The following is a 22,011-nucleotide window of genomic DNA, read 5'->3' as shown; positions in this document are numbered from 1 at the left end:
GCATAGCGCCGCGCTGGCGCCCGGCGCGGCACCGTTCCTGCTTCTTTCTGGTCCTAAATACCCGCGCCGCAGGCAGCGGCCCAAGGGGCCGCACCTTCAGTCGAAGGTTCCTGCTACCCGGCCCAGCAGCATGAAGGCGCGGGCGGTGCGGGTGTCGCTGAGAGCGGAAATTTCGCTGTCGGTGGCCTCTGTCTCGAAGTCCGCAAACATCTGGTCGAAGCGGCGCAGGAAATGATGCGCCGCATCGCGGAAAATCGGATCCTGTTTCATCCGCGCCGCGGTCAGCGCCAGCGAGGTGCGGTCGCGCACGCCGCCCAGTGCCGCCACAGCCCGGCCACGGGCGCCCTGGCCGAACTGCCGCCAGATCTCCGGCCGCGCCATGTCCGGGCGGAGGTCGTCCATGTAGATGCCGTCTTGGCTGAGCAGCGTCAGCACATCCTGCGCCGCCTGAATCACCTGTGCGGCCTTGCGGTCCTGCAGCGCCGCGCGCAGGGCGGCAAATCCCTCGTGATCCTCGGCGGTTTCAGGGAAGTTCATCGCCCGGATGAACTGTTCGGCAGCCAGCGGCGGGGCGGTATCAGCAGCGTCAGTGCCAAGCGCAAGCGAGCCCTGCTCGGCAGCGGTCATTTCGGCGGCGGCTGCCGGAATTGCCGGGCGTGCGGGCGTATCGCGGCGGCTGGTTTGGAAGGTGGCCAGCGCGGTTTCGGTCTTGCGGGTAGCCTCGGCGATTTCCTCCAGCCGTTTTGTCACCGAAGGCTCCGCCACCGCCGCATGCTGCTGCGCTTGGGTCAGATAGGTCTGCCGCAGCCCGTCGATGGCGGCTTGCAGCTGTTCGCTTTCCTCGCGCATCACCCGGGCAGAGCGCGCGGCGGAGGCCGCTACCCACAGCATCGCCAGGGGCAGCACCAGGGCCAGCACGCCGGTGATCACATCAGTCCATTGCGACAGGCCGCCGTCTTCCGGACCAAAGAGATAGAGGCCCGCCGCGGCCAGCAGCCACAGGGCGCCCAGCCCGATGGCCAGCAGCTCGGCGCCGCCCAGGCCGTTGCTGCCGGGGCCGTCAAGCCGGGGCAGCGGGCGGCTGCCCGGTGCTTTGGAACCCGGGGAACTGCTGGAGCCTGTGCTGGAGCCTGTCATAAATGCCCGCTGCCTTGCTGATCAGGAATAGACGATCTTGAGGATCTCGTAGCCGCGCTCGCCGCCGGGGGTGCGCACTTCCACACTGTCGCCTTCCTCCTTGCCGATCAAGGCACGGGCGATCGGCGATTTGATGTTCAAGAGGCCCGCTTCGATATTGGCCTCATGCTCGCCGACGATCTGCCAGGATTTCTCCTCGTCGGTGTCCTCGTCCACCACGGTGACCTTGGCGCCGAACTTGATCGAGCCGGACAGTTTCGCCGGGTCGATCACGTCAGCCAGCGACAGGATGCCTTCCAGCTCCTTGATGCGGCCCTCGATGAAGGACTGCTTTTCGCGGGCCGAGTGGTATTCGGCGTTTTCCGACAGGTCGCCCAGCTCGCGGGCTTCGGCGATCGCCTGGATGATGGCCGGGCGCTCGACGGATTTCAGGTTCTTCAGTTCAGCTTCCAGCGCGGCGTGGCCGGCCGGGGTCATCGGGATCTTTTCCATGTGATTGGTCCAGGTCGCTTATTGTTCTTGTCATGTGGAAAGCCGGAGCCCCGCAGCATCTGCCGCGGGGCCTCCGGTCCGGTTGACAAATACCTGACCCAATCCGGCGCCCGATTTCAAGTGGCCGTGAACCCCGGGCGCCGTGAAATCCGCTCAAGGCGGCGATTTGGGCGGGTTTTCCACAGGTTTGCGCGGAAAGATGCCTTGCGAGGGGAGGGCTGGCAGGGCCGCCTGCCAGAGGATATCAATCATATTGCACCGCCTCGTATTCGATGCCGTTTTCATCGTGGAAGTAGAACCGGCGCCCCGGTTCATAGTCGCCGTGGTTCATCGGTGTGTAACCAGCCGCCTTCACAGCCGCCTCAGTGGCGTCCAGGTCCTCGACGATCACTGCCAGATGGTTCAGCCCGCCGACGATGCCATAGCTCTCCGGCCCTTTTCCGGCAGGAGTGCGGGGCGTGTAAAGCGCCAGGTAGCTGTTCTCTTCGCCGACATGCACCGTGTAGCCGCCGTTCTTGGCTTCTCCTTCCCAGCGCACGTGCCAGCCAAACACTTTCCCCATCCAGGCCGCGGTGGCGTTGGGATCTGCCACGGTGACGTTTGCATGCTCTAAAACCGCGCTCATTTGGATACTCCTTTGCTCGGATAAACCTGTTGATGCGACTCACCGTAATTTCTAAACCTAACTTGAGCTCAAGAGTTTTCTGCAGGAGATTTGCATGCCCCCTTCCGCAGGGATTTCCATCGGCTATCTGGCCGAGCGCACCGGCCTCGCCGTGTCCGCCATCCGCTACTACGAGGCGCAAGGCTTGGTGGAACCTTGGCGCAATGCAGGCGGCCAGCGGCGGTTCCACCGTGCCGACATCCGCCGGATGAGCTTCATCATGATTGCCCAGCAGTTCGGCTTCTCGCTGCCCGAGATCCGCGGTTTCCTGAAAGACCTGCCCGGAGGCCGGACGCCAACCAAAGAGGACTGGGCGCGAATCTCCGAAGGGTTCCGCACCCATCTGGATCAGCGAATCGAAACTCTGGTGAAGCTGCGCGACAATCTGGACGGCTGCATAGGATGCGGCTGTCTTTCGCTTCCGAATTGCAAACTTTACAACCCCGAAGACCGCGCGGCACAGAAGGGGCAGGGGCCCAGATACCTGATGGGAGACAGGCCCGAGACAGCAGCTGCGGCGGAAAATGGACACTGAGTGACGAAAACCGACGCACTTTTTGTCTCAGAACCCTGTTTTACAGGGGGCTAACGTCGAGTTTGGATTGACCTGCGGGGCTGGCAAACGCTAAGCAGCCGCGACACAAAATTGCGCCCGGTGGGGCCTGTAGCGAAAAGAAAGCCAAGGAGCGCCGCAAATGGCCGAGATTGAACGCGAAGCGATGGAATACGACGTGGTGATCGTCGGGGCCGGCCCTGCTGGTCTGTCTGCGGCCATCCGCCTGAAGCAGCTGGACAGCGACCTTGAGGTCGTGGTGCTGGAAAAAGGCTCGGAAGTGGGCGCGCACATCCTGTCCGGCGCGGTGCTGGACCCTTGCGGCCTGAACGCGCTGATCCCCGACTGGAAGGAAAAAGGCGCGCCGCTGAACGTCGAGGTTAAGGAAGACAACTTCCTGATGCTGGGCGAAGCCGGCCACGTCCGCATCCCCAACTTCCCGATGCCGCCGCTGATGAACAATCACGGCAACTACATCGTCTCCATGGGCAACGTCTGCCGCTGGATGGCAGAGCAGGCCGAGGAACTGGGCATCGAGATCTTCCCGGGCATGGCGTGCTCGGAACTGGTCTACGGCGACAACGGTGAAGTCAAAGGCGTGGTAGCCGGCGAGTTTGGCAAGAACGCTGACGGCACCCCTGGCCCGGCCTATGAGCCCGGCATGGAGCTGCACGGCAAATATGTCTTCATCTCCGAAGGCGTGCGCGGCTCGCTGGCCAAGGAAGTCATCGCCAAGTATGACCTGCAGGCCGGCAAGGACGTGCAGAAATACGGCGTCGGCATGAAAGAGATCTGGGAGATCGACCCGGCCAAGCACAAGGAAGGCACTGTCACCCACACCATGGGCTGGCCGCTGGGCTCCAACGCGGGCGGCGGGTCGTTCATTTACCACCTGGACAACAACCAGGTCTACGTGGGCTTCGTGGTGCACCTGAACTACAAGAACCCGCACCTGTTCCCCTACATGGAATTCCAGCGCTTCAAGCACCACCCGGTGGTTGCCCAGCTGCTGGAAGGCGGCAAGCGCGTGGCCTATGGTGCCCGCGCCATCACCGAAGGCGGCTATCAGTCGATGCCGAAACTGGTCGCACCGGGCGTGGCGCTGCTGGGCTGCTCCGCGGGCATGGTCAACGTGCCGCGCATCAAGGGCAACCACAACGCGATGCTGTCGGGCAAGGCCGCGGCCGAAGCCGCCTATGACGCGATCAAGGCCGAGCGTTCCGGCGACGAGCTGACCGATTATGAAACCGAAGTGCGCAATGGCGCCATCGGCAAGGACCTGAAGATGGTCCGCAACGTCAAGCCGATGTGGTCCAAGTGGGGCCTCACCGCCTCCCTGGCGCTGGGCGGCCTGGACATGTGGACCAACAACCTGCTGGGCTTCTCCTTCTTCGGCACTCTGAGCCACGGCAAGAACGACGCCGAATCGACCGAGGAAGCTTCCAAGCACAAGCCGATCGATTATCCGAAGCCCGATGGCGTGCTGTCGTTTGACCGCCTGACCAACGTCAGCTTCGCGATGACCAACCACGAGGAAAGCCAGCCCTGCCACCTGCAGCTGGGCAACCAGGACACCCCGATTTCGGTCAACCTGCCCAAGTTCGCGGAGCCTGCGCAGCGCTACTGCCCGGCAGGCGTCTACGAAGTGGTTGAAAACGATGGCAAGCCTGAGTTCGTGGTGAACTTCCAGAACTGCGTCCACTGCAAGACCTGCGACATCAAGGACCCGTCCCAGAACATCACCTGGACCACGCCGCAGGGCGGCGACGGCCCGAACTACCCGAACATGTGATGGGGACCGCGCTGCAACAGGAAATCCTGGATTTTGCAGCGCAGTTCTCTGGTGGAAAATCAAAAGGCGCCGGGCAGGATGACCTGCTCGGCGCCTTTGGCTTGGAAGGCGATGATGCTAACGAATTCCTGGACGCTTTTGCGGAACGGTACGGCGTAGATTTTTCCGGCTTCCTCTGGGAGTCCCACTACAACGCCGATGAGCCGCCCGGCAGGCGGCGCGTTCTGCCGCTGGATGTCTCCGGAAAGATAATCCCCTATCAGCCGATCACCTTGGAACTGCTCGAAAAAGCGGTTCTGGCCGGCAGGTGGAGCTATGAGTATCCTGAGCACACAATCAAGACCTTGCCTTTTGCCGACACCTTATCAGTTTGGCCATTTGTCCTTATCGCAATTGTGTTCGCATTGTTTTGGGCTGCTTTCGAATAGGCAGAGCCTTGCGCAAAGCGGCGGGGACGGCTTCACACCCGCGCGCTTTTGCGGCACAAGGCTCGGAAACTGACGGCAGCGTGACCCAACAGCCATTGCGCGTTAACCGCTGCGAGACTACGCTTCTACTCAGGCAGAGCAGTAAACCGTAAAGGGGTCCCCCGTGCCCGTATCCATTCTCCGCACCCTGACATGTGCGGCCCTGGTGGCCGCCTCCGCACCAGTTGCCCAGGCCGAGGGGCTGGCCGGATCATACCTGGCCGGACGGGCGGCGACCTATGACAGCGATTTTGCCGCAGCGGCGCTCTATTACACCCAGGCGCTGGCCCGCGACCCGCAGAATCCGCTCCTGATGGAAAACGTGGTCTTTGCCCAGCTTGCCATGGGCAAGGCGGAACTGGCAGTGCCGGTGGCCGAGCGGCTCTTGCAGAGCGGGGCCCGCAGCCAGGTGGCCAATATCGTCATCGCAGGCGGACACGCGGCAGCCGGGGATTATCAGGCGATCCTGGACCGGGACCCGGAGCAACAGGCTATCCACCCGCTTGTCGACGGCCTGCTGGAAGGCTGGGCGCACATTGGCGCCGGCTCGGTGTCCAGCGCGCTCAAGACATTCGACAGGCTGGCCAAGGACGGCAGCCTCCGGCCCTTCGTGCAGTATCACCGGGCGCTGGCACTGGCCTCTGCCGGTGATTACGGCGGTGCCGAAGAACTGTTTGCCGCCGAGGACGGACGCCTCGCCAGCCTCAGCCGCCGCGCCGCGGTGGCCCGGGTGCAGGTCCTGTCGCAGCTGGGCCGCAACGAGGATGCCCGCGAGGCTCTGCAGGCCGCCTTCGGCAGCCGCCTTGACCCGGGCCTGGAGGCGCTGGAGGCACAGCTGCAGGCCGGAGAGACATTGGCCTTCACCATTGCCCCCAGCCCGCGCGAGGGCATTGCCGAAGTGTTCTTTACCCTGGGCTCGGCGCTGAACGGCGACACCGCCAACGATTATGTGCTGATGTACTCCCGCATGGCCGCTTCGCTGCGTCCCGATCACGTGGATGCCATTCTGCTCAGCGCGGGGCTGCTTGACCAGCTTGGCCGTTATGAGCTGTCAGTCGCCACCTACAAACAGGTGCCGAGCCACCATCCTGATTACCACGCGGCGGAAATGGGCCGTGCCGAAGCGCTGCGCCGGGCAGCCAAGCCGGACGCCGCCATCGAGGTGCTGGAGAAACTGGCACGGGATTTCCCTGATCAGCCGGGCGTTCATGTCAGCCTTGGCGACCTGCTGCGCCAGCAGGAGGACTATGCCGGGGCGGCCAGTGCCTATGACAAGGCGCTGGACAGGACGGCGCAAGAGTCGGCCAGCCGCTGGTTCTTGCTGTATGCACGCGGCATCTGCCACGAGCGGCTGGGCCATTGGGAGAAGGCCGAGGCGGATTTCCGTGCTTCGCTCGAGCTGGACCCGAACCGGCCGCAGGTGCTCAACTACCTTGGCTACTCGCTGGTCGAAAAACGCAGCAAGCTGGATGAGGCGCTGGAGATGATCGAGCGTGCCGTCGCAGCGCGCCCCGACTCCGGCTATATCGTCGACTCCCTTGGCTGGGTGCTCTACCGCATGGGCCGTTTTGACGAAGCCGTCAGCCATATGGAGCGCGCGGTGGAGCTAATGCCGGTGGACCCGGTGGTCAATGACCACCTGGGCGATGTCTACTGGGCGGTAGGCCGCGCCCGCGAGGCTGAATTCCAGTGGAAGCGCGCGCTGTCCTTCATTGACCCCGAAGACACCGACGGCGAGGCAGATCCCGAGCGCATCCGCCGCAAGCTGGAAGTTGGCCTGGATGCAGTGCTGGCCGAAGAGGGCGCCGAGCCGCTGGAAGTCGCCAATGGCGGTTGAGGCGTTTGCGCCTGCCAAGATCAACCTGACGCTGCATGTGACCGGCCGCCGCGAGGATGGCTACCACCTGCTGGATTCGCTGGTGGTCTTTGCGGATGCCGGGGACCACCTGCAGCTGGAAGCGGGGCTGGAAATGGCGCTGGAGGTCTCAGGCCCCTTTGCTGACGGCGTGCCCGCAGATCAAAGGAACCTGGTCTGGAAGGCCGCCGAGGGCGCAGGCTGGCGCGGCCGGATCAGCTTGACCAAGCATTTGCCCCACGGGGCAGGCATCGGCGGCGGCTCTTCAGATGCGGCGGCTTTCCTGTCCGCTGTTGCAGGGCGGGGCACCTCCGTTCCAGACGCACTGCCGTTGTCGCTGGGGGCCGACATTCCGGTCTGCATGGCAGCCCAGGCCTCGCGCATGCAAGGGATCGGCGATCGGGTCGAGCCGGTTGCGCTGCCTCAGCTGCACGCGCTGCTGGTCAATCCTGGCGTGCATGTTCCGACCGGCCCGGTGTTTGCAGCGCTTGCCTCCCGTGATAACCCGCCAATGCCTGAAGAGATTCCCGTCTTCACTGGTGCCGAAGACTGCGCCGCCTGGCTGGCTGAGCAGCGCAATGATCTGGAGGCCTCGGCCCGCGCTCTGGCGCCGGTCATTGACCGGGCCTTGTCTGATTTGCGCAGCTCCCGACAGGCGCTGCTGGCCCGCATGTCCGGCTCCGGCGCCACCTGCTTTGCGCTGTACCCGACAAAAAAGGCTGCCCATATGGCGGCTTATGAGATTGGTGCAGAGCATCCTGATTGGTGGTGCTGCCCAGCCATTCTGACCTGAACTGCCGCCCTGTCCTGAACTGCTGCAACAGACAGCCAGCGAGTGCTCCCGCCCGCGGGTCGGCGCATCAAAGATGCTTGCCCGCCGTTGGGCCAGACGCCGCGCTGGCGCGCGGCGCAGAACCGCCTCGCACTTTCATCTTTGTAAAAATACTCTGGGGTGAGCGCCGCAGGCGCGAGGGGCAAAGCCCCTTTGCTCCTCAGTTCAGCCGCGCCACCACGTAATCGGCCAGGTCGCGCAGCATGCTGCGGATCTCGTGATCGGGCAGGGCGTCCAGCGCATCCCGCGCCTTGGCGGCCCAGCCGTAGGCGTCCTCGCGGGTCGCTTCCAGCGTCTTGTACTTCGCCATCAGCGCCAGCGCCTGATCCAGGTCGCCGTCTTCCTGCTTGCCCTTCTCGATGGTCCGCATCCAGAAGGCGCGCTCCTCCTCCGTCGCCTGCGCCACCGCCTTGATCACCGGCAGGGTCAGCTTGCGCTCGCGGAAATCGTCGCCGACGTTCTTGCCGGTGGCCTTGCTGTCGCCCTGGTAGTCCAGCAGGTCATCGGCAATCTGGAAGGCAATCCCCAGCGCATCGCCATAGGCAAACAGCGCCTTCACTTGCTCCTCAGGTGCCCCGGCAATCACCCCGCCCACCTCGGTCGCCGCCGAGAACAGCGCCGCGGTCTTGCCGCGCACCACCTGCAGATAGATGTCTTCATCGGTCTTCAGGTTCGAGGCCGCGGTCATCTGCAGCACCTCGCCCTCGGCAATGGTGGCCGAGGCATTGGCGAGAATGTCCAGCACCCGCAGGGAGCCGGTCTCAACCATCAATTGGAAGCTGCGGGCAAAGAGGTAGTCGCCCACCAGCACCGAGCTTTTGTTGTCCCACAGAAGGTTCGCCGTGGGACGGCCGCGCCGCTGGGCGCTTTCGTCGACCACATCGTCATGCAGCAGGGTGGCGGTGTGGATGAACTCCACCGTCGCTGCCAGCTTCAGGTGATGGTCGCCCTCGTAGCCGCACATCCGCGCCGCCGCCAGCGTGAGCATCGGCCGCAGCCGCTTGCCGCCCGCCTCGACCAGATGCGCGGTCACCTCCGGAATGCGCGGTGCGTGCTCAGACGCCATCCGCGTGCGGATCAGCGTGTTTACCGCCTCCAGCTCTTCCTGCAGCGTTGCGGCCAGCATTTCGTGCGGCTTCCTGGTCATCACTTGGTCCATCACATTCCTGCCTGCGAGGCTCGACAAGACCCGCGCCTTGCCCTTAGATCCGTTCTCATGAAAGAGCTTTTGCGCAGCACCGATCCGACGATCATGGCCTTTGCCTCCGCCCTCCTTGAGGGAGAGGATATAGACTGCTTTCAAATGGACGTAAATATGAGCATCCTGGAAGGCGGGATCGGAATTTTCCCGCGCCGCCTGATGGTGCATGAGGATGATTACGATGAGGCGCTGATCGTGATGCGCGACAACGAAATCCCATTGGGAAGATGAGCGGTTTCGCGGACAGCGATCTGACCTGCAACGGCTTTCTGGGCGGCAGGGTGCAGCTGTGGCAGCCGGTGCGCGGCTACCGCGCCGGGGTCGATCCTGTGCTGCTGGCGGCCGCAGTTCCGGCCAAGTCTGGCGAGACGCTGCTGGAGCTCGGCTGCGGTGCGGGCCAGGCGCTGCTCTGCGCCGCGGCGCGGGTGCCGGGGCTGGTGCTCACGGGTGTCGAGCTTCAGCCCGCCTATGCCGCTCTGGCGGGGCGCAACGGGGCTGAAAACGGCCGGCAGATCGAAATTTTCGAAGCCGACCTTTCTGAGCTGCCCGACGCGCTGAAACAGCGGCAGTTCCACCACGTCATTGCCAATCCGCCCTATTACAAGGCGGGCGCGCACAGCCAGTCCCAGGACGCAGGCCGCCGGGTTGCGCTGGGGGAGGAGACTCCGCTGGCAGATTGGGTCAGCGCCGCAGCCCGCCGCTTGGCGCCCAAGGGGTATCTGCATATGATCCAGCGGGCGGACCGGCTGCCGGACATGCTGACCGCTTGTGCAGGTGCGCTGGGATCTATCGAGGTGCTGCCGCTGGCCCCGCGCGCGGGGCGCGCGGCGGAACTGGTCATTCTGCGTGCCCGCAAGGGGGGCAGAGCAGACTTCCGTCTGCATGCACCGCTGATTCTGCATGAAGGCATCCGGCACGAGCAGGACGGGGAGAGCTACAGGCCGGAAATCCGCGCGGTCCTGCGGGAGGGGGCTGCCTTGCCCTGGCCGAAACAGCCCTGATTAGCTCCGGCGCAACCATAAGGCCGGTTTTCAAAAGTTTCAACCAGAGCGGATTTTCAGCAGCAAAACTCTGCCATAAGGGGCGCTTGCCTGCGGCAAATTGCGCGGCGCATAGCCGATATGAAAATTTCATGACAAAAATAGTGCGGCTGCAGCGTGACAGACGCCAAAACTTGTGCTCCACTCTTTCTGTCAAACACATCTAGCTCAAAGAAGGAGGGTTGCCATGAGCCTCAGCTCGCATCTGACCGAACTTAAGAAGAAGCACGAGCATCTGAGCATGGAAGTGGAACAGGCCCAACGATCTCCCGGAACCGATGATCTGGAAATCGCAACAATGAAAAAGCAGAAGCTGAAGCTGAAGGAAGAGATTTCGCGGCTGACAGCCGAAGCCGTCTGAAGAGTTCCGCCGGGGATGCCCGGCTAAAGTTTTGGAGGGCCTGCCCGGCGCGGCGGCCCTCTTTTCATTTCCGGATCATTTTGCGGCGCTGGCCCGCGCCGCAATCAGCGCGCCGCCAGTGATCAGCGCCGCCGCCAGCGCCAGCCCCCACGATGCCGCGGCAATCCCCGCCAGTACCAGGATCAGGGTCGACAGCAAAGGCGCGGCGTAGGAACTGGTGCCCAGCATCTGGATGTCACCCTGTTTGACGCCGATGTCCCAGACATAGAAGGCCAGTCCGACGGGGCCGAGGCCCAGCAGCAGGGTAGAGGCCCAGCCCAGAGTGCCTGCGGGCCACACCGTCTCCTCCAGTGCAAAATGCAGACCCCAGGACGCCGCAGCTGTAGTCAGGCAGAACACCGCAACTGAACTTGTCGGCGCCTTGCCCACAAGCCGCGACAGCACCGAATAGCCAGACCAGGTCAGCGCGCAAAGGAGCGCCAGCCCATACCCCGGCAGGTACTGTGCCTCAAACCCGCCGCCGCCACCTGAAATGATCGTCGCCGCCCCAGCAAAGCCCAGGCCCGCGCCGATCAGATGCCCGGCCTTCAGATGTTCCCCGGGCAGCAGGCCGGAAAACAGCACAATCAGCAGCGGCCAGAGATAGGCGATCAGCCCGGCCTCTGCTGCGGGCGCCAGCCGCAGTGCGGAGAAGTAAAGCGCGTGATAGCCGAACAGGCCCAGCGTGCCGAAAGCGTAAACCTTGAACGGCACGTCCTTCAGCTGCCCCAGCTTGCCCGAGGCTGCGGTCCAGATGATCCCCAGCGTGCCGCCAATGCTGAAACACAGCGCATTCAGCAGCAGCGGAGGCGCCGGTTCCGATCCGACGGTCAGCAAGGCCAGCAGCGACCACAACAGGACAGCGATAAAGCCAATGGCGGTCGCACGGGTCTTGGTCATGGCGGGGGGATGTCCTCGACAGGAATGATCTCAAATTCGTCCGAGACGTAGGCAGTTTTGTCGATCTCGGCAATGAACCAGTCGCGGAACGCTGCGATCTGCGGCCGGGTCTCAGTCCCCGGCGCACAGAGGAACCGGAAATGCGCCTTGGTTTCGATCGCGGTTTTGAAAGGCGCCACCAGCCGCCCTGCATGCAGATCGGTGATCGCCATGCCGCGCCGCCCCAGTGCCACGCCTGCACCTGCCACTGCCGCATCAATCGCGTGATCGGCCTGCGAGAAATGCGAGCCGTGGGTCGGGGTGAAGTCAATGCCTTGCGTGCGGAACCAGGCGGGCCAATCAACGGGCGGGTCCAGAAAGTCGATGGATTCGTCGAAGATCAGCGGCGCCTCCATCAGGCTCTCCGGCGTGGTGTAGCGCTCTGCCAGCTCCGGTGACATCACCGGCGTCACCCATTCCGGCGGCACCGGCAGCACGTACAGCCCTGGATCCGGTCCGTAGCCAAAGCGGATCGCCACATCGACCTCGTCCCGCACAAAATCCATGATCCGCAGCGTGGCCGAAAACCGCAGGTCGATTTCCGGATGCGCGCGGGCAAACTCATACAGCCGCGGCGCAAGCCATTTTGCTGTCAGCCCCGGTCCGGCCGTCACCGTCAGCGTGGTGTTGTCCTGCAGCCGCCGGGTGGCCCGCCAGGCTGCCGTCAAGGTCTCGAACCCTTCCGCTGCGCCCGGGGCCAGCGTCTTGCCCGCTTCGGTCAGCTCCACCGCCCGGTTCAGGCGGCGGAACAGCGGCTGGCCCAGATGCTCTTCCAGCGATTTGATCTGAAAGGACAGCGCGGCCGGGGTCACGTTCAGCTCCTCCGCCGCCTTGGCAAAGGACATGTGGCGGGCGGCAGCGTCAAAGGCGCGCAAAGCGGTGAGGGGTGGCAGGCGGTCAGTCATCTTCACATAAGTATACCTTAACTGAAGCCTGGAAAAGACTCGTTTGTCCGCTTGACGGAACGTCCTCATATTGGATGCAGATAAAGGATACTGATCCGGGAAGGAGGCCTGAAATGCTGGAATACACTGCTGACGCCGCCACCAAGACTGCCATGGCCCGCGCCCATGCCGAACGCGGGCAGGTGCTGAAACAGGCGTGGACCTGGCTGTTCGGCAAGCGGCATGTGCCCGCCCTCCGCCCCAAGGTTTCCCGCTGGGCCTGAGCGCGCAAACGTCCTTACGGGATAGGAAAAGGGCCGGTCCATCTGGACCGGCCCTTGCCGTTTCTGCTGATACGAAAAATCAGACGAAGAACTGCGCGCCGTTGGCGGAGATGGTCGAGCCGTTGATGAAGCCCGAGTCGTCGGAGGCCAGGAAGGCCACGCAGCGGGCGATCTCTTCCGGCTCGCCCAGACGGCCGGCCGGGATCTGGCCGATGATCGATTCGCGCACTTTCTCCGGAACCGCCATCACCATCTCGGTGGCGATATAGCCGGGGCAGACGGCGTTGGCGGTGATGCCTGCGCGGGCGCCTTCCTGGGCCAGAGATTTCACGATGCCCAGATCGCCGGCTTTGGTGGCGGCATAGTTCACCTGGGCGAACTGGCCCTTCTGGCCGTTGATCGAGGAGATCACGATGACGCGGCCGAACTTGCGCTCGCGCATGCCGGGCCAGATCGGGTGCACGGTGTTGAACACGCCGGTCAGGTTGGTGTCGATCACCTGCTGCCACTGCTCGGGCGTCATCTTGTGGAACGGCGCGTCGCGGGTGATGCCGGCATTGGCCACCACGATGTCGATCGGACCCAGTTCCTCTTCGACCTTGGCGATGCCTGCAGCGCTTTCCTCGTAGCTGCCCACATTCCACTTATAGGTCTTGATACCGGTTTCCTCGGTAAACTTTGCCGCGGCTTCGTCATTGCCGGCATAGGTTGCTGCCACAGTGCAGCCTTGCGCCTGCAGCGCCTGGGAAATTGCTGCGCCGATGCCGCGGGAGCCGCCGGTGACGAGTGCAGTACGTGCCATTCAAGAATCCTCCAGTCATAGTCTCTTGGTAATCTTGCTACAGATTCCAATTAGTGAGCGCAACAATATTGCGCAGCAAATTTCTGCGTTGCCGCGAAAAAATTGTCGCACCTGCAGTATAGGCTGCCCATGTAAAAGAAAAAGGACGCCCGGGGGGCGTCCTTCTCATTTAACGGTGTGTTGCTGGTTTTATGGGCGCTCGACACACATGGCGACGCCCATGCCGCCGCCGATGCACAGGGTGGCAAGGCCTTTCTTGGCGCCGCTGCGCTTCATTTCGAACAGCAGGGTGTTCAGAACCCGGCAGCCGGAGGCGCCGATCGGGTGGCCGATGGCAATGGCGCCGCCGTTCACGTTCACAATCGACGGATCCCAGCCCATGTCCTTGTTCACAGCACAAGCCTGGGCGGCAAAGGCTTCGTTGGCTTCGACCAGGTCCAGGTCGCCCACGGACCAGCCGGCTTTCTCCAGCGCCTTGCGCGATGCATAGACCGGGCCGACGCCCATGATCGACGGATCCAGGCCGGCAGTGGCGTAGGAAGCAATGCGGGCCAGCGGCTCGATGCCGCGGCGCTCGGCTTCATCGGCGCTCATCAGAAGGGTGGCAGCGGCGCCGTCGTTCAGGCCCGAGGCGTTGGCTGCGGTCACAGTGCCGCCGTCGCGCACGAAGGCCGGGCGCAGTTTCTGCATCGCTTCCATGGTGGCGCCGTGACGGATGTATTCATCCGCATCCACGGTGATGTCGCCCTTGCGGTGCTTGACCACAAACGGGGTGATCTCATCGGCAAATTTGCCAGCCTTTTGCGCGGCTTCCGCCTTGTTCTGCGACGCAACAGCAAACTCGTCCTGCATGTCGCGGGAGATCTGCCACTGGTTGGCCACGTTCTCGGCGGTCTGACCCATGTGGTAGCCGTTGAACGCGTCCCACAGGCCGTCGCGGATCATGGTGTCGATGTACTTCAGGTCGCCCATCTTGTGGCCGGCACGCAGATGCGCGGCATGGGGGGACAGGGTCATGTTTTCCTGGCCGCCGGCGGCAACGATGGAGGCGTCACCCAGCTGGATGTGCTGAGCAGCCAGTGCCACGGCGCGCAGGCCCGAGCCGCAAACCTGGTTGATGCCCCAAGCAGCGCTTTCCTGCGGCAGGCCGGCGTTGATGTGCGCCTGGCGGGCCGGGTTCTGGCCCTGGGCGGCGGTCAGCACCTGGCCCATGATGGTTTCCGACACTTCGGATTTGTCCACACCGGCACGCTCCACCACGGCTTCCAGCACCGCGGCGCCCAGGTCATGGGCCGGGGTATTGGCGAACGAGCCGCCAAAGGAGCCGACGGCGGTGCGCGCGGCGGATGCGATTACAACATTGGTCATTGATTTCTGGTCCTCTGCCATCAATTCAGGTCTCCCGGGAGAGCCCCGCCTAGCCGGTGTGAAATCGGCCGCGCAAGAATCTTTCCCGAATCCTCCGGGTACCGACATAATCTATTGCTGCACGTGCAGCAATTGACAGGGTGTCTCAGGGGGTGCGCAGGAGTCAACCGCCAGAACCGTCCCAAGCTGTACGAATTCGGTCATCCCGGCGTATTTGATGCTGCAAAGCAGCAGAGGCGGCCGCTGGTCATAACCTTAATTTGATCAGCAAGGGGCATCGCAGCTTCCGTCAGTGGCCGGAGTTCCCGGTCCGGTTTTCCTTGCACAGCGGATAGAGCGCTCTGAATAGGCTGCTGGCAGCCGGCTCAGCCCAGGCAGCATCTGTCATAGCTTGAAGCCTTTGCGCTGTCCGATCCGGCGGCGCGGCTGCCGAAGTCCGGCTGGTACTGTCCAGCCCTGTATCAAATAGATAAGCACCGCGGCCTTCCTCCTGCAAAGCGTCCTCGCCGGGGCCAAATGCGGTCAGCATACCGGCAGGCCCATCGTTAGCCGGAATGCCGTCTTCGTCCGGGAAGGTCAGCCGGGTGCAATGGCGCACAGCCAGTTCCAGGCCGGAGGCTCCGGAATTCTGGCGGCAGACAGCCTGTGCCGCTGTGAGCTGTCCGCGCTGCGGGTGGCTAGCCGGCCTGCTGGCGCTGCTTCATGTCTTCGATCCAGGGCGGCGACACCGAAGGAGCGCCGAACAGATAGCCTTGCAGGCAGTCCACCCCGTTGGCGACCAGGAATTCCGCATCTTCCTGGTTCTCGACCGACTCGGCGACGGTAAACATGTCGAATTGCTTGGCAATGCCGATCAGCGCGCGGGCGACGGCCTGATTGTCGTAGTTGGCGTGGATGCCGCGCACGAACTGGCCGTCGATCTTGACCGCGTCAAAGAAGAACTGGCGGAAGCTGCCGATGGCGGTGGTGCCGGCGCCGAAATTGTCGAGTGCAAAGGCAATGCCGTGCTGCTGCATCCGGCCCATGAAATCGGTCACCAGCTCGGGCGCGGCCATTGCCGAGGCCTCGGTGATTTCCAGCACCAGCCGCTCGCCCAGAGTGGCGTCGCGTTTCATGAAACGCTCCAGAACCTGGGTCCAGCGCTGGTAGCCGATGGAGCGGGCCGACATGTTGATGGAGAGGCGGATGTTCGGGAATTTGTCCAGCGCCCGCAGCCCGTGCTGCAGCGCAAGGCAGTCCATTTCGCGGCCGATTTCCTTGTCTTCGACCACATGCATGAACTCGCGGGCGGGAATCACCCGGCCGGTGGGGTCCAGCACCCGGATGTAACCCTCGTAGAAGGCCACCCCATGCGGCGCCATGGCCTGCATGACGGGCTGATAGGCCAGCACGGTCTGATTGTGCTGCACCGCCTCGGCGACCATCTCAAGCGTGGATTTGTCACGGCTCGCCACCGCCGCATTCAGCGGGCTTTCGGAGCCTTCGGGAAGATCTGCCTTGGCGTTTCGTCTGGTCATGTGCTGCGGGGCCTTGTTCCGGCAAAGATGTGTCACAATATGCGTTGCCCTGCAGCTTCACGCAAAAGGGTTGAAGCGGGATTAAAGATTGCATTTGAATGACCTGCCGGCGGTGCTGGCCGCCGGGCAGGGAGGCTTGCCTGCGCCTGGCGGCAGCTTAGGCGGTCCGGCCTGCGTGCCTTGGGCCCTAGACCATAGCTGCTGCGCGCTGCGGCTGCGGCAGCACCCGCATCTGCACCACCTGCTCGACAAAGGGCACCAGGCCTTCGGGGCCCGAGCTGCGGTCCTTGAGATGGATGCAGACATCCGGCCTGAGCGCGGCGATGATGCCAATGAGGTCGCCGCGGGTCTGGTCGTCCAGCCCGGCCCCCATGATCACGCATTCGATGCGCGGCTCGGTTTCCAGCTGGCGCACCACTTCCGGCTGGTCATGCGCGCCCAGCCATTGGATCGGCAGATGATCCAGCTGCTCAGCCACATTGCCGATCACATGCGGCAGCTTTCCGATCAGTAACACAACAGGTTTCATTTCACTCTCCACCCTACAGTTGGGCGCCCTTTTTGAGACGTCCCTCACGTATGACGTAGTGCGAAATTCTGCTGGGTCAGTGCCTGCTGCTGCTATGGTTTAGTGACATGGATGACTTGGCATTCTTGGCCTCTACCCGCCATTACATTCTGAACGAGATGAGCAGATGTGTTCTCGTTCATGCCCTGCACGCTTTTCTCACAGTAACGGATAGCCGTTGCCCTTGCCTCAACTTCGCTGCTTAAGCCTCTGCTATATCCGGGATGCCCGTATTTGGTAGTTGCGAAGGCACCAAATTTTCCGTCTTTCTGAGTTCTTTGGTATTCCTTGAACAGGCGATGTCCGGATTGGCTAAGCCTTGTCCCAGTGCCAACCGCCGGATTCTTGGGGCCGACCGTTGCGTATAGCTCACAATGTGAAGGTGTTTTTGATTTCAGGCGGCAAGAGTCCTGGGCGCTTTGCTTTGCCAATTCCATGTTTCTGGTGTTCCAGAACTCGCCAGTGATTTCTTCCTGTCTATTAATATAAAAGGCGCCGTAGTAGTCTGCGTTTTTTTTAAAGTAGGCGAATTCCTTCTTTAGCTCTCCCCGCAAACGTTGTTCAGAGTGAACAGTGAGCTTGGGTCTTGATCCTTCAAGTAAGATCTCACCGGCTTGTGCGCCGATGGCAGCTGCAAGAATTGCGGCTGTGGTTAGTGCCGCTTTAATAAAGTGCTTTCTCAAAGTAGTCTCCTGGAGCCGGTATTCCGGCCCCAAGCTACTCACTTGAATTTCAAGCGCAAGCTACTTTGAGGCGATCATCGCCTGAACAATCGCCTTGGCGCTGTCCGAGTTCCACTCGGCGTCGCCCAGCAGCCGCGCCACTTCCTTGCCGTCGCGGTCCAGCAGCACCGTGATCGGCAGGCCGATCACCGCCATCTCGCGCGCCAGCGCCTGTTTCGGGTCCTGGTGGCGGGGCAGGTTGGAGATGCCGGCCTCGTCAAAGAATTTCTGGATGCCGGCGGGCGAGTTGCGCCCCGTCGCAATGGTCAGCACTTCGAAATCCTCGCCGCCGAACTCCTCCTGCAGCTCGGAAAGCTGCGGCATTTCCTTGCGGCAGGGGGCGCACCAGGTGGCCCAGAAGTTCAGGAGCACGACCTTGCCCTGGTAATCCGTAAGGCTGGCGGTGCCGGCGCCATCGGCCAGTTCAAAGGCCACGCTGGAGGTGCCGCGCGGCTCTGCATGCACGACCAGCCGCTTGAGGCTGTCTTCACGCAGCGCTTCCAGCTGCGCCTGATCTGCCGCAGCCGCGGCATTTGCACCCAAGGCGAGGGCCATATAAAGGGAAAGCTGACGAAACAGACGCATTTTATCTCCGGGGTTCCACACCATGACAGATCAATCCTCGAACCAGATGTGGGGCGGCCGCTTTGCCGCAGGTCCCGACGCGATCATGGAGGCGATCAACGCCTCGATCGGGTTCGACAAGCGGATGGCAGCACAGGACATCGCAGGCTCCAGGGCCCATGCGGCGATGTTGGCCGCCACGGGCGTCATTACGGATAATGATGCCGAGGCCATTCGGGAAGGGCTGCTCACCGTTTTGTCAGAAATCGAGGGCGGAACTTTCCAGTTTTCCACCGCTTTGGAAGACATCCACATGAATGTGGAGGCGCGCCTGAAGGAGATCATCGGCGAGCCAGCAGGGCGCCTGCACACCGGCCGGTCGCGCAATGACCAGGTGGCGACGGACTTCAAACTCTGGGTGCGCGACCAGCTGGATGCAGCGGAAGGCGGATTGCTGGCGCTGATCAAGGCGCTGCTGAGCCAGGCCGAAGCGGGAGCGGACTGGGTGATGCCGGGCTTTACCCATCTGCAGACGGCGCAGCCGGTCACTTGGGGCCACCACATGATGGCCTATGTCGAGATGTTCGGCCGCGATCTGTCGCGGGTGCGCGATGCCCGCGCACGTATGAACGAATCGCCGCTGGGCGCGGCAGCGCTGGCGGGCACCTCTTTCCCGATCGACCGGGAGATGACCGCGAAGGCGCTGGGCTTTGACCGTCCGGCGGCCAACTCGCTGGATGCGGTCAGCGACCGCGACTTTGCGCTGGAGTTCCTGAGCGTGGCGTCGATCAGCGCCGTGCACCTCAGCCGTTTCGCCGAAGAGCTGGTGATCTGGTCCTCGGCTCAGTTCCGCTTTGTGACCCTCAGCGACCGGTTCTCGACCGGCTCGTCGATCATGCCGCAGAAGAAGAACCCGGATGCGGCTGAACTGATCCGCGCCAAGGTGGGCCGGATCTTTGGCGCCAACACCGCGCTGATGATGGTGATGAAGGGGCTGCCGCTGGCCTATTCCAAGGACATGCAGGAAGACAAGGAGCAGGTCTTTGACGCCGCCGACAACTGGATGCTGGCGCTGGCGGCGATGGAAGGCATGGTGAAGGACATGACCGGCAACCGTGAGAGCCTAGCGGCAGCGGCGGGCTCCGGCTTCTCCACCGCGACCGACCTGGCCGACTGGCTGGTGCGGGTGCTGAAGGTGCCGTTCCGCAATGCCCACCATGTGACCGGAACCCTGGTGGCGATGGCGGAAAGCCGCGGCTGCGATTTGCCGGATCTTTCGCTGGCGGATATGCAGGGCGTGCATGAAGGAATTACTGACGACATCTTCACTGTGCTTGGTGTTGAGAATTCGGTAAACTCGCGCATGTCTTATGGCGGCACCGCACCGGCGCAGGTGCGCGCGCAAATCGCCCGCTGGCAGGAAATCCTGGCGGGCTGAGACCACTGGGGCGCTGCTGCAGCAAGGAGGCTGAAAATGCGGAAGACGGTTTTTGCTTTGTTCGCTCTGGCGGTGCTGACGGCTTGCGGCGTGGATGGCGAGCCGGTGCAGCCGACTCTGAACGCCGGGATCGGTGTCGGGGATAGCGGCGTGCACGTCGGCGGCGCGGTCGGGCTGCACAAAGGACCGGTGAGCGTTTTCCTGGGCTTCTAGCCTGGCCGCTGCTTGAAGCGGAGGCCCAGAAGAACCAAATGGATAACGCCCGGGCCCGGTGCCCGGGCGTTTCTCTTTCCAATTGAGGATACTCTTATGAGATTTGCAGCTGTGCTGTTGCCGTTGCCGTTGCTGGTGCTGGCGGCCTGCGAGACGCCTGGCCCGGCGGCGGAACCGCCGCAGAAGCACGCGCCTGCGGAGACCGGTGTATCGGTCTCCGGCTATGCCCGGGTTGGGGTTTCGCATAGGTTCTAGACCGCTCCGAAGGCAGCTTCGGGCGGTGTTTCGAGTGATTTTCTGCTGTCCGGCAGGTCTGATCGCCGGAGGTCTTCAGATCGTCTGCAAAAGTGGCGGCGCCGCAAGGGGGGCGGAGGCGGGTCGGGCGTATCCGCCCGCACGCTGAACGTTGTCTCTGCGCGCCCTTGCCAAAGGGCCCTGTTCCTGAGTGCCGGGGGTGTCAGGCCCGGCGGGGATCGCGATCAGGGGCGATCCTGGCAGAGCCGGCTTAAGATGCGGTGAGAGCGGCGTGCGGGTGGTGCGCAACAGTTGTGCGGCCGGGACGCGGGAGCTCCCGCGCCTGAAGATGCTCCCTGTGGGAGCATATTACAGCCTTGGGCATGGCGCTGCTGACGCAGCGCGAAAGGTGTCGCTGAGAAACGCTTAAGGGGTGAGGTCTGGCCAGGAAACCGTCCGGGGGACGGTTTCCAGACCGAACGGGCGGAGCCCCTGCCCATAAGCGCGATTGCCATTTTGAAGAAGGCAGCGCGTCAAGGGGGAACGGTGCTGCGCACCGCCGCTTTGCGGCCCTTGACCCGCGGGAGGCGGCTGCCGCGCCGCGCGCCAGCGCGGCGCCACGCCCAACGGGAGCGGGCGCATCTTTGATGCGTCCGGCGACGGGCGGGAGCGCCCGCTTGGCGGTTGCCGAACGGGCTGGAAGGGGCGGAATCATTTGATCCATATGCCCCTTTTGCCCTAAAGGCAGGCGCATGGATCATTTTCTCTACCGCGACGGCGCGCTCTACGCCGAAGACGTTCCCATCTCCGAGATCGCCGCGGCGGTGGGCACCCCGTTTTATGTCTATTCCAGTGCCACCTTGCTGCGGCATTTCAAGCTGTTCGACGAGGCGCTGGAAGGCACCGACCACCTGGTCTGCTATGCGATGAAAGCGGCTTCCAATCAGGCGATCCTGAAAACCCTGGCGCAGGCGGGTGCCGGCATGGATGTGGTGAGCCAGGGCGAATACCTGCGCGCCAAGGCCGCAGGCGTGCCGGGCGAGAAGATCGTGTTCTCGGGCGTCGGCAAGACGGCAGAGGAAATCCGCGTGGCTTTGACCGGCGGCATCCGCCAGTTCAACGTCGAATCCGAGCCGGAAATGGCGGTGATCAACACGGTGGCGCTGGAGCTGGGCACCGTGGCGCCAATCACCATCCGGGTGAACCCGGACGTAGATGCCAAGACCCACGCCAAGATTGCCACCGGCAAGTCCGAGAACAAGTTCGGCATCCCGATCTCCCGCGCCAAGGAAGTTTATGCCCTTGCAGCTTCTTTGCCGGGGCTGGAGGTGGTTGGCATCGACTGCCACATCGGCTCGCAGCTGACCGATCTGGAACCGTTCCGGCTGGCCTACGAAAAAGTCGCCGAGCTCACCGAAGTGCTGCGCGCCGAAGGCCACAACATCCGCCGTCTGGATCTGGGCGGCGGCCTGGGCATTCCCTACGAGCGCTCCAACGAGGCGCCGCCCTTGCCGGTGGAATACGGCCAGCTGATCAAGGACACGCTGGGCCACCTGGGCTGCGAGATCGAGATCGAGCCGGGGCGTCTGATTGCGGGCAACGCAGGCCTGATGATCTCCAAGGTGATCTATGTGAAATCCGGCGAGGGCCGCGACTTCCTGATCGTGGACGGTGCCATGAACGACCTGATCCGCCCAGCGATGTATGAAGCGCACCATGATATCGTGCCGGTGAACGAGCCCGCCCCGGGCACCGAGAGCCAGCCTTATGACATCGTCGGCCCGGTGTGCGAGACCGGCGACACCTTTGCAAAGCAGCGCGCGCTGGCGCCGCTCAGCGCGGGGGATCTGATCGCTTTCCGCAGCGCCGGCGCCTATGGCGCGGTGATGGCCAGCGAGTACAACTCGCGCCCCCTGATCCCGGAAGTGCTGGTGCACGAGGATCAATTCGCGGTTATCCGGCAACGTCCCACCTTTGACGAAATGATAAACCGCGATACCATCCCCGAGTGGCTCTGACGCAATCCTGCGCGGGCCATCCTGATA

25 protein-coding genes are annotated in these 22,011 nt (G+C 63.3%); 13 read left to right on the top strand and 12 right to left on the bottom strand.

Annotated features, from left to right (window positions below; genetic code table 11):
• Positions 1-96 precede the first annotated feature (96 nt).
• The 3 genes from RA19_RS04315 to RA19_RS04305 all read right to left on the bottom strand — a co-directional run bounded on the left by RA19_RS04315 (position 97) and on the right by RA19_RS04305 (position 2,254).
• Positions 97-1,137: a hypothetical protein gene (locus RA19_RS04315; protein WP_039159882.1), complete on the bottom strand. Its 1,041-nt coding sequence runs from the start codon at positions 1,135-1,137 to the stop codon at positions 97-99.
• A gap of 21 nt (positions 1,138-1,158) precedes the next feature.
• The gene (gene greA / locus RA19_RS04310; protein WP_039159879.1) at positions 1,159-1,629 is read right to left on the bottom strand and encodes a transcription elongation factor GreA; all 471 of its coding nucleotides are present in this window, start codon (positions 1,627-1,629) and stop codon (positions 1,159-1,161) included.
• A gap of 244 nt (positions 1,630-1,873) precedes the next feature.
• Complete coding sequence (locus RA19_RS04305) at positions 1,874-2,254, bottom strand: VOC family protein (protein ID WP_039159877.1); 381 nt, start codon at positions 2,252-2,254, stop codon at positions 1,874-1,876.
• A gap of 94 nt (positions 2,255-2,348) precedes the next feature.
• On the opposite strand from RA19_RS04305, the gene soxR reads away from it, so the two are divergent.
• The 5 genes from soxR (at position 2,349) to RA19_RS04280 (ending at position 7,753) form a co-directional block, all read left to right on the top strand.
• Positions 2,349-2,828 carry a redox-sensitive transcriptional activator SoxR gene (gene soxR, locus RA19_RS04300; protein WP_039159874.1) on the top strand — a complete coding sequence of 160 codons (480 nt, stop codon included), beginning with the start codon at positions 2,349-2,351 and terminating at the stop codon, positions 2,826-2,828.
• Between the two features lie 160 nt (positions 2,829-2,988).
• Positions 2,989-4,638, top strand: a complete 1,650-nt coding sequence (locus RA19_RS04295) for an electron transfer flavoprotein-ubiquinone oxidoreductase (RefSeq protein ID WP_039159872.1) — start codon at positions 2,989-2,991, stop codon at positions 4,636-4,638.
• Complete coding sequence (locus RA19_RS04290) at positions 4,638-5,066, top strand: DUF1493 family protein (protein WP_039159870.1); 429 nt, start codon at positions 4,638-4,640, stop codon at positions 5,064-5,066. Before RA19_RS04295 ends, RA19_RS04290 begins: the two co-directional genes overlap by 1 nt.
• A gap of 163 nt (positions 5,067-5,229) precedes the next feature.
• The gene (locus tag RA19_RS04285; protein ID WP_039159868.1) at positions 5,230-6,942 is read left to right on the top strand and encodes a tetratricopeptide repeat protein; all 1,713 of its coding nucleotides are present in this window, start codon (positions 5,230-5,232) and stop codon (positions 6,940-6,942) included.
• Positions 6,932-7,753: a 4-(cytidine 5'-diphospho)-2-C-methyl-D-erythritol kinase gene (locus RA19_RS04280; RefSeq protein ID WP_039159866.1), complete on the top strand. Its 822-nt coding sequence runs from the start codon at positions 6,932-6,934 to the stop codon at positions 7,751-7,753. The genes RA19_RS04285 and RA19_RS04280 overlap by 11 nt, the downstream gene beginning before the upstream one ends.
• 199 nt (positions 7,754-7,952) lie before the next feature.
• On the opposite strand, the gene RA19_RS04275 is transcribed toward RA19_RS04280, so the two are convergent.
• Complete coding sequence (locus tag RA19_RS04275; RefSeq protein WP_039159863.1) at positions 7,953-8,951, bottom strand: polyprenyl synthetase family protein; 999 nt, start codon at positions 8,949-8,951, stop codon at positions 7,953-7,955.
• Positions 8,952-9,008: 57 nt separating this feature from the next.
• Between RA19_RS04275 and RA19_RS04270 the strand changes: the two genes are divergently transcribed.
• From RA19_RS04270 to RA19_RS26085, 3 genes are all read left to right on the top strand, one after another.
• Positions 9,009-9,224 carry a putative signal transducing protein gene (locus RA19_RS04270; RefSeq protein WP_039131515.1) on the top strand — a complete coding sequence of 72 codons (216 nt, stop codon included), beginning with the start codon at positions 9,009-9,011 and terminating at the stop codon, positions 9,222-9,224.
• On the top strand, positions 9,221-9,994 hold the full coding sequence (locus RA19_RS04265) for a tRNA1(Val) (adenine(37)-N6)-methyltransferase (RefSeq protein ID WP_039159861.1): 774 nt from the start codon (positions 9,221-9,223) through the stop codon (positions 9,992-9,994). Before RA19_RS04270 ends, RA19_RS04265 begins: the two co-directional genes overlap by 4 nt.
• 226 nt (positions 9,995-10,220) lie before the next feature.
• A complete protein-coding gene (locus tag RA19_RS26085) occupies positions 10,221-10,394 on the top strand; it encodes a YdcH family protein (RefSeq protein WP_082020447.1) in 174 nt (57 codons plus the stop codon).
• Positions 10,395-10,469: 75 nt separating this feature from the next.
• Here RA19_RS26085 and yddG read toward each other — a convergent pair whose 3' ends face one another.
• Complete coding sequence (gene yddG / locus RA19_RS04260; protein WP_039159859.1) at positions 10,470-11,333, bottom strand: aromatic amino acid exporter YddG; 864 nt, start codon at positions 11,331-11,333, stop codon at positions 10,470-10,472.
• On the bottom strand, positions 11,330-12,277 hold the full coding sequence (locus RA19_RS04255) for a transcriptional regulator GcvA (protein WP_039159857.1): 948 nt from the start codon (positions 12,275-12,277) through the stop codon (positions 11,330-11,332). The genes yddG and RA19_RS04255 overlap by 4 nt, the downstream gene beginning before the upstream one ends.
• 113 nt (positions 12,278-12,390) lie before the next feature.
• Here RA19_RS04255 and RA19_RS26890 point away from each other — a divergent pair, with 113 nt between their 5' ends.
• Complete coding sequence (locus RA19_RS26890) at positions 12,391-12,540, top strand: hypothetical protein (protein ID WP_193748221.1); 150 nt, start codon at positions 12,391-12,393, stop codon at positions 12,538-12,540.
• A gap of 79 nt (positions 12,541-12,619) precedes the next feature.
• Here RA19_RS26890 and phbB read toward each other — a convergent pair whose 3' ends face one another.
• The 6 genes from phbB to RA19_RS04220 all read right to left on the bottom strand — a co-directional run bounded on the left by phbB (position 12,620) and on the right by RA19_RS04220 (position 18,102).
• Entirely contained in the window at positions 12,620-13,342 is a 723-nt protein-coding gene (phbB, locus tag RA19_RS04250; RefSeq protein ID WP_039131525.1) for an acetoacetyl-CoA reductase, read from the bottom strand.
• Between the two features lie 189 nt (positions 13,343-13,531).
• Positions 13,532-14,710, bottom strand: a complete 1,179-nt coding sequence (locus RA19_RS04245) for an acetyl-CoA C-acetyltransferase (RefSeq protein WP_039160245.1) — start codon at positions 14,708-14,710, stop codon at positions 13,532-13,534.
• Positions 14,711-15,387: 677 nt separating this feature from the next.
• Positions 15,388-16,227 carry an EAL domain-containing protein gene (locus RA19_RS04235; protein WP_039159853.1) on the bottom strand — a complete coding sequence of 280 codons (840 nt, stop codon included), beginning with the start codon at positions 16,225-16,227 and terminating at the stop codon, positions 15,388-15,390.
• 187 nt (positions 16,228-16,414) lie between these two features.
• A complete protein-coding gene (locus RA19_RS04230; protein ID WP_039159850.1) occupies positions 16,415-16,756 on the bottom strand; it encodes a hypothetical protein in 342 nt (113 codons plus the stop codon).
• A gap of 92 nt (positions 16,757-16,848) precedes the next feature.
• Positions 16,849-17,478: a hypothetical protein gene (locus RA19_RS04225; protein ID WP_152615677.1), complete on the bottom strand. Its 630-nt coding sequence runs from the start codon at positions 17,476-17,478 to the stop codon at positions 16,849-16,851.
• Positions 17,479-17,538: 60 nt separating this feature from the next.
• Complete coding sequence (locus RA19_RS04220) at positions 17,539-18,102, bottom strand: TlpA disulfide reductase family protein (protein ID WP_193748220.1); 564 nt, start codon at positions 18,100-18,102, stop codon at positions 17,539-17,541.
• Positions 18,103-18,124: 22 nt separating this feature from the next.
• Between RA19_RS04220 and argH the strand changes: the two genes are divergently transcribed.
• The 4 genes from argH to lysA all read left to right on the top strand — a co-directional run bounded on the left by argH (position 18,125) and on the right by lysA (position 21,984).
• Positions 18,125-19,519 (top strand): argininosuccinate lyase, encoded by a 1,395-nt coding sequence (gene argH, locus RA19_RS04215; protein ID WP_193748219.1) that lies wholly within the window; start codon positions 18,125-18,127, stop codon positions 19,517-19,519.
• A 36-nt stretch (positions 19,520-19,555) separates the two neighbouring features.
• Positions 19,556-19,732 (top strand): lipoprotein, encoded by a 177-nt coding sequence (locus RA19_RS26885; protein ID WP_193748218.1) that lies wholly within the window; start codon positions 19,556-19,558, stop codon positions 19,730-19,732.
• A 96-nt stretch (positions 19,733-19,828) separates the two neighbouring features.
• Positions 19,829-19,987, top strand: a complete 159-nt coding sequence (locus tag RA19_RS26880) for a hypothetical protein (RefSeq protein ID WP_193748217.1) — start codon at positions 19,829-19,831, stop codon at positions 19,985-19,987.
• Positions 19,988-20,718: 731 nt separating this feature from the next.
• Positions 20,719-21,984 (top strand): diaminopimelate decarboxylase, encoded by a 1,266-nt coding sequence (gene lysA / locus RA19_RS04210; protein ID WP_039159842.1) that lies wholly within the window; start codon positions 20,719-20,721, stop codon positions 21,982-21,984.
• Positions 21,985-22,011: the final 27 nt, after the last annotated feature.

The organism is Leisingera sp. ANG-M1 (assembly GCF_000813745.1).
Taxonomy (GTDB): Bacteria; Pseudomonadota; Alphaproteobacteria; order Rhodobacterales; family Rhodobacteraceae; genus Leisingera.
The sequence above is the reverse complement of the archived record's forward strand: the minus strand, read 5'-3'. Positions and strand labels throughout refer to the sequence as shown.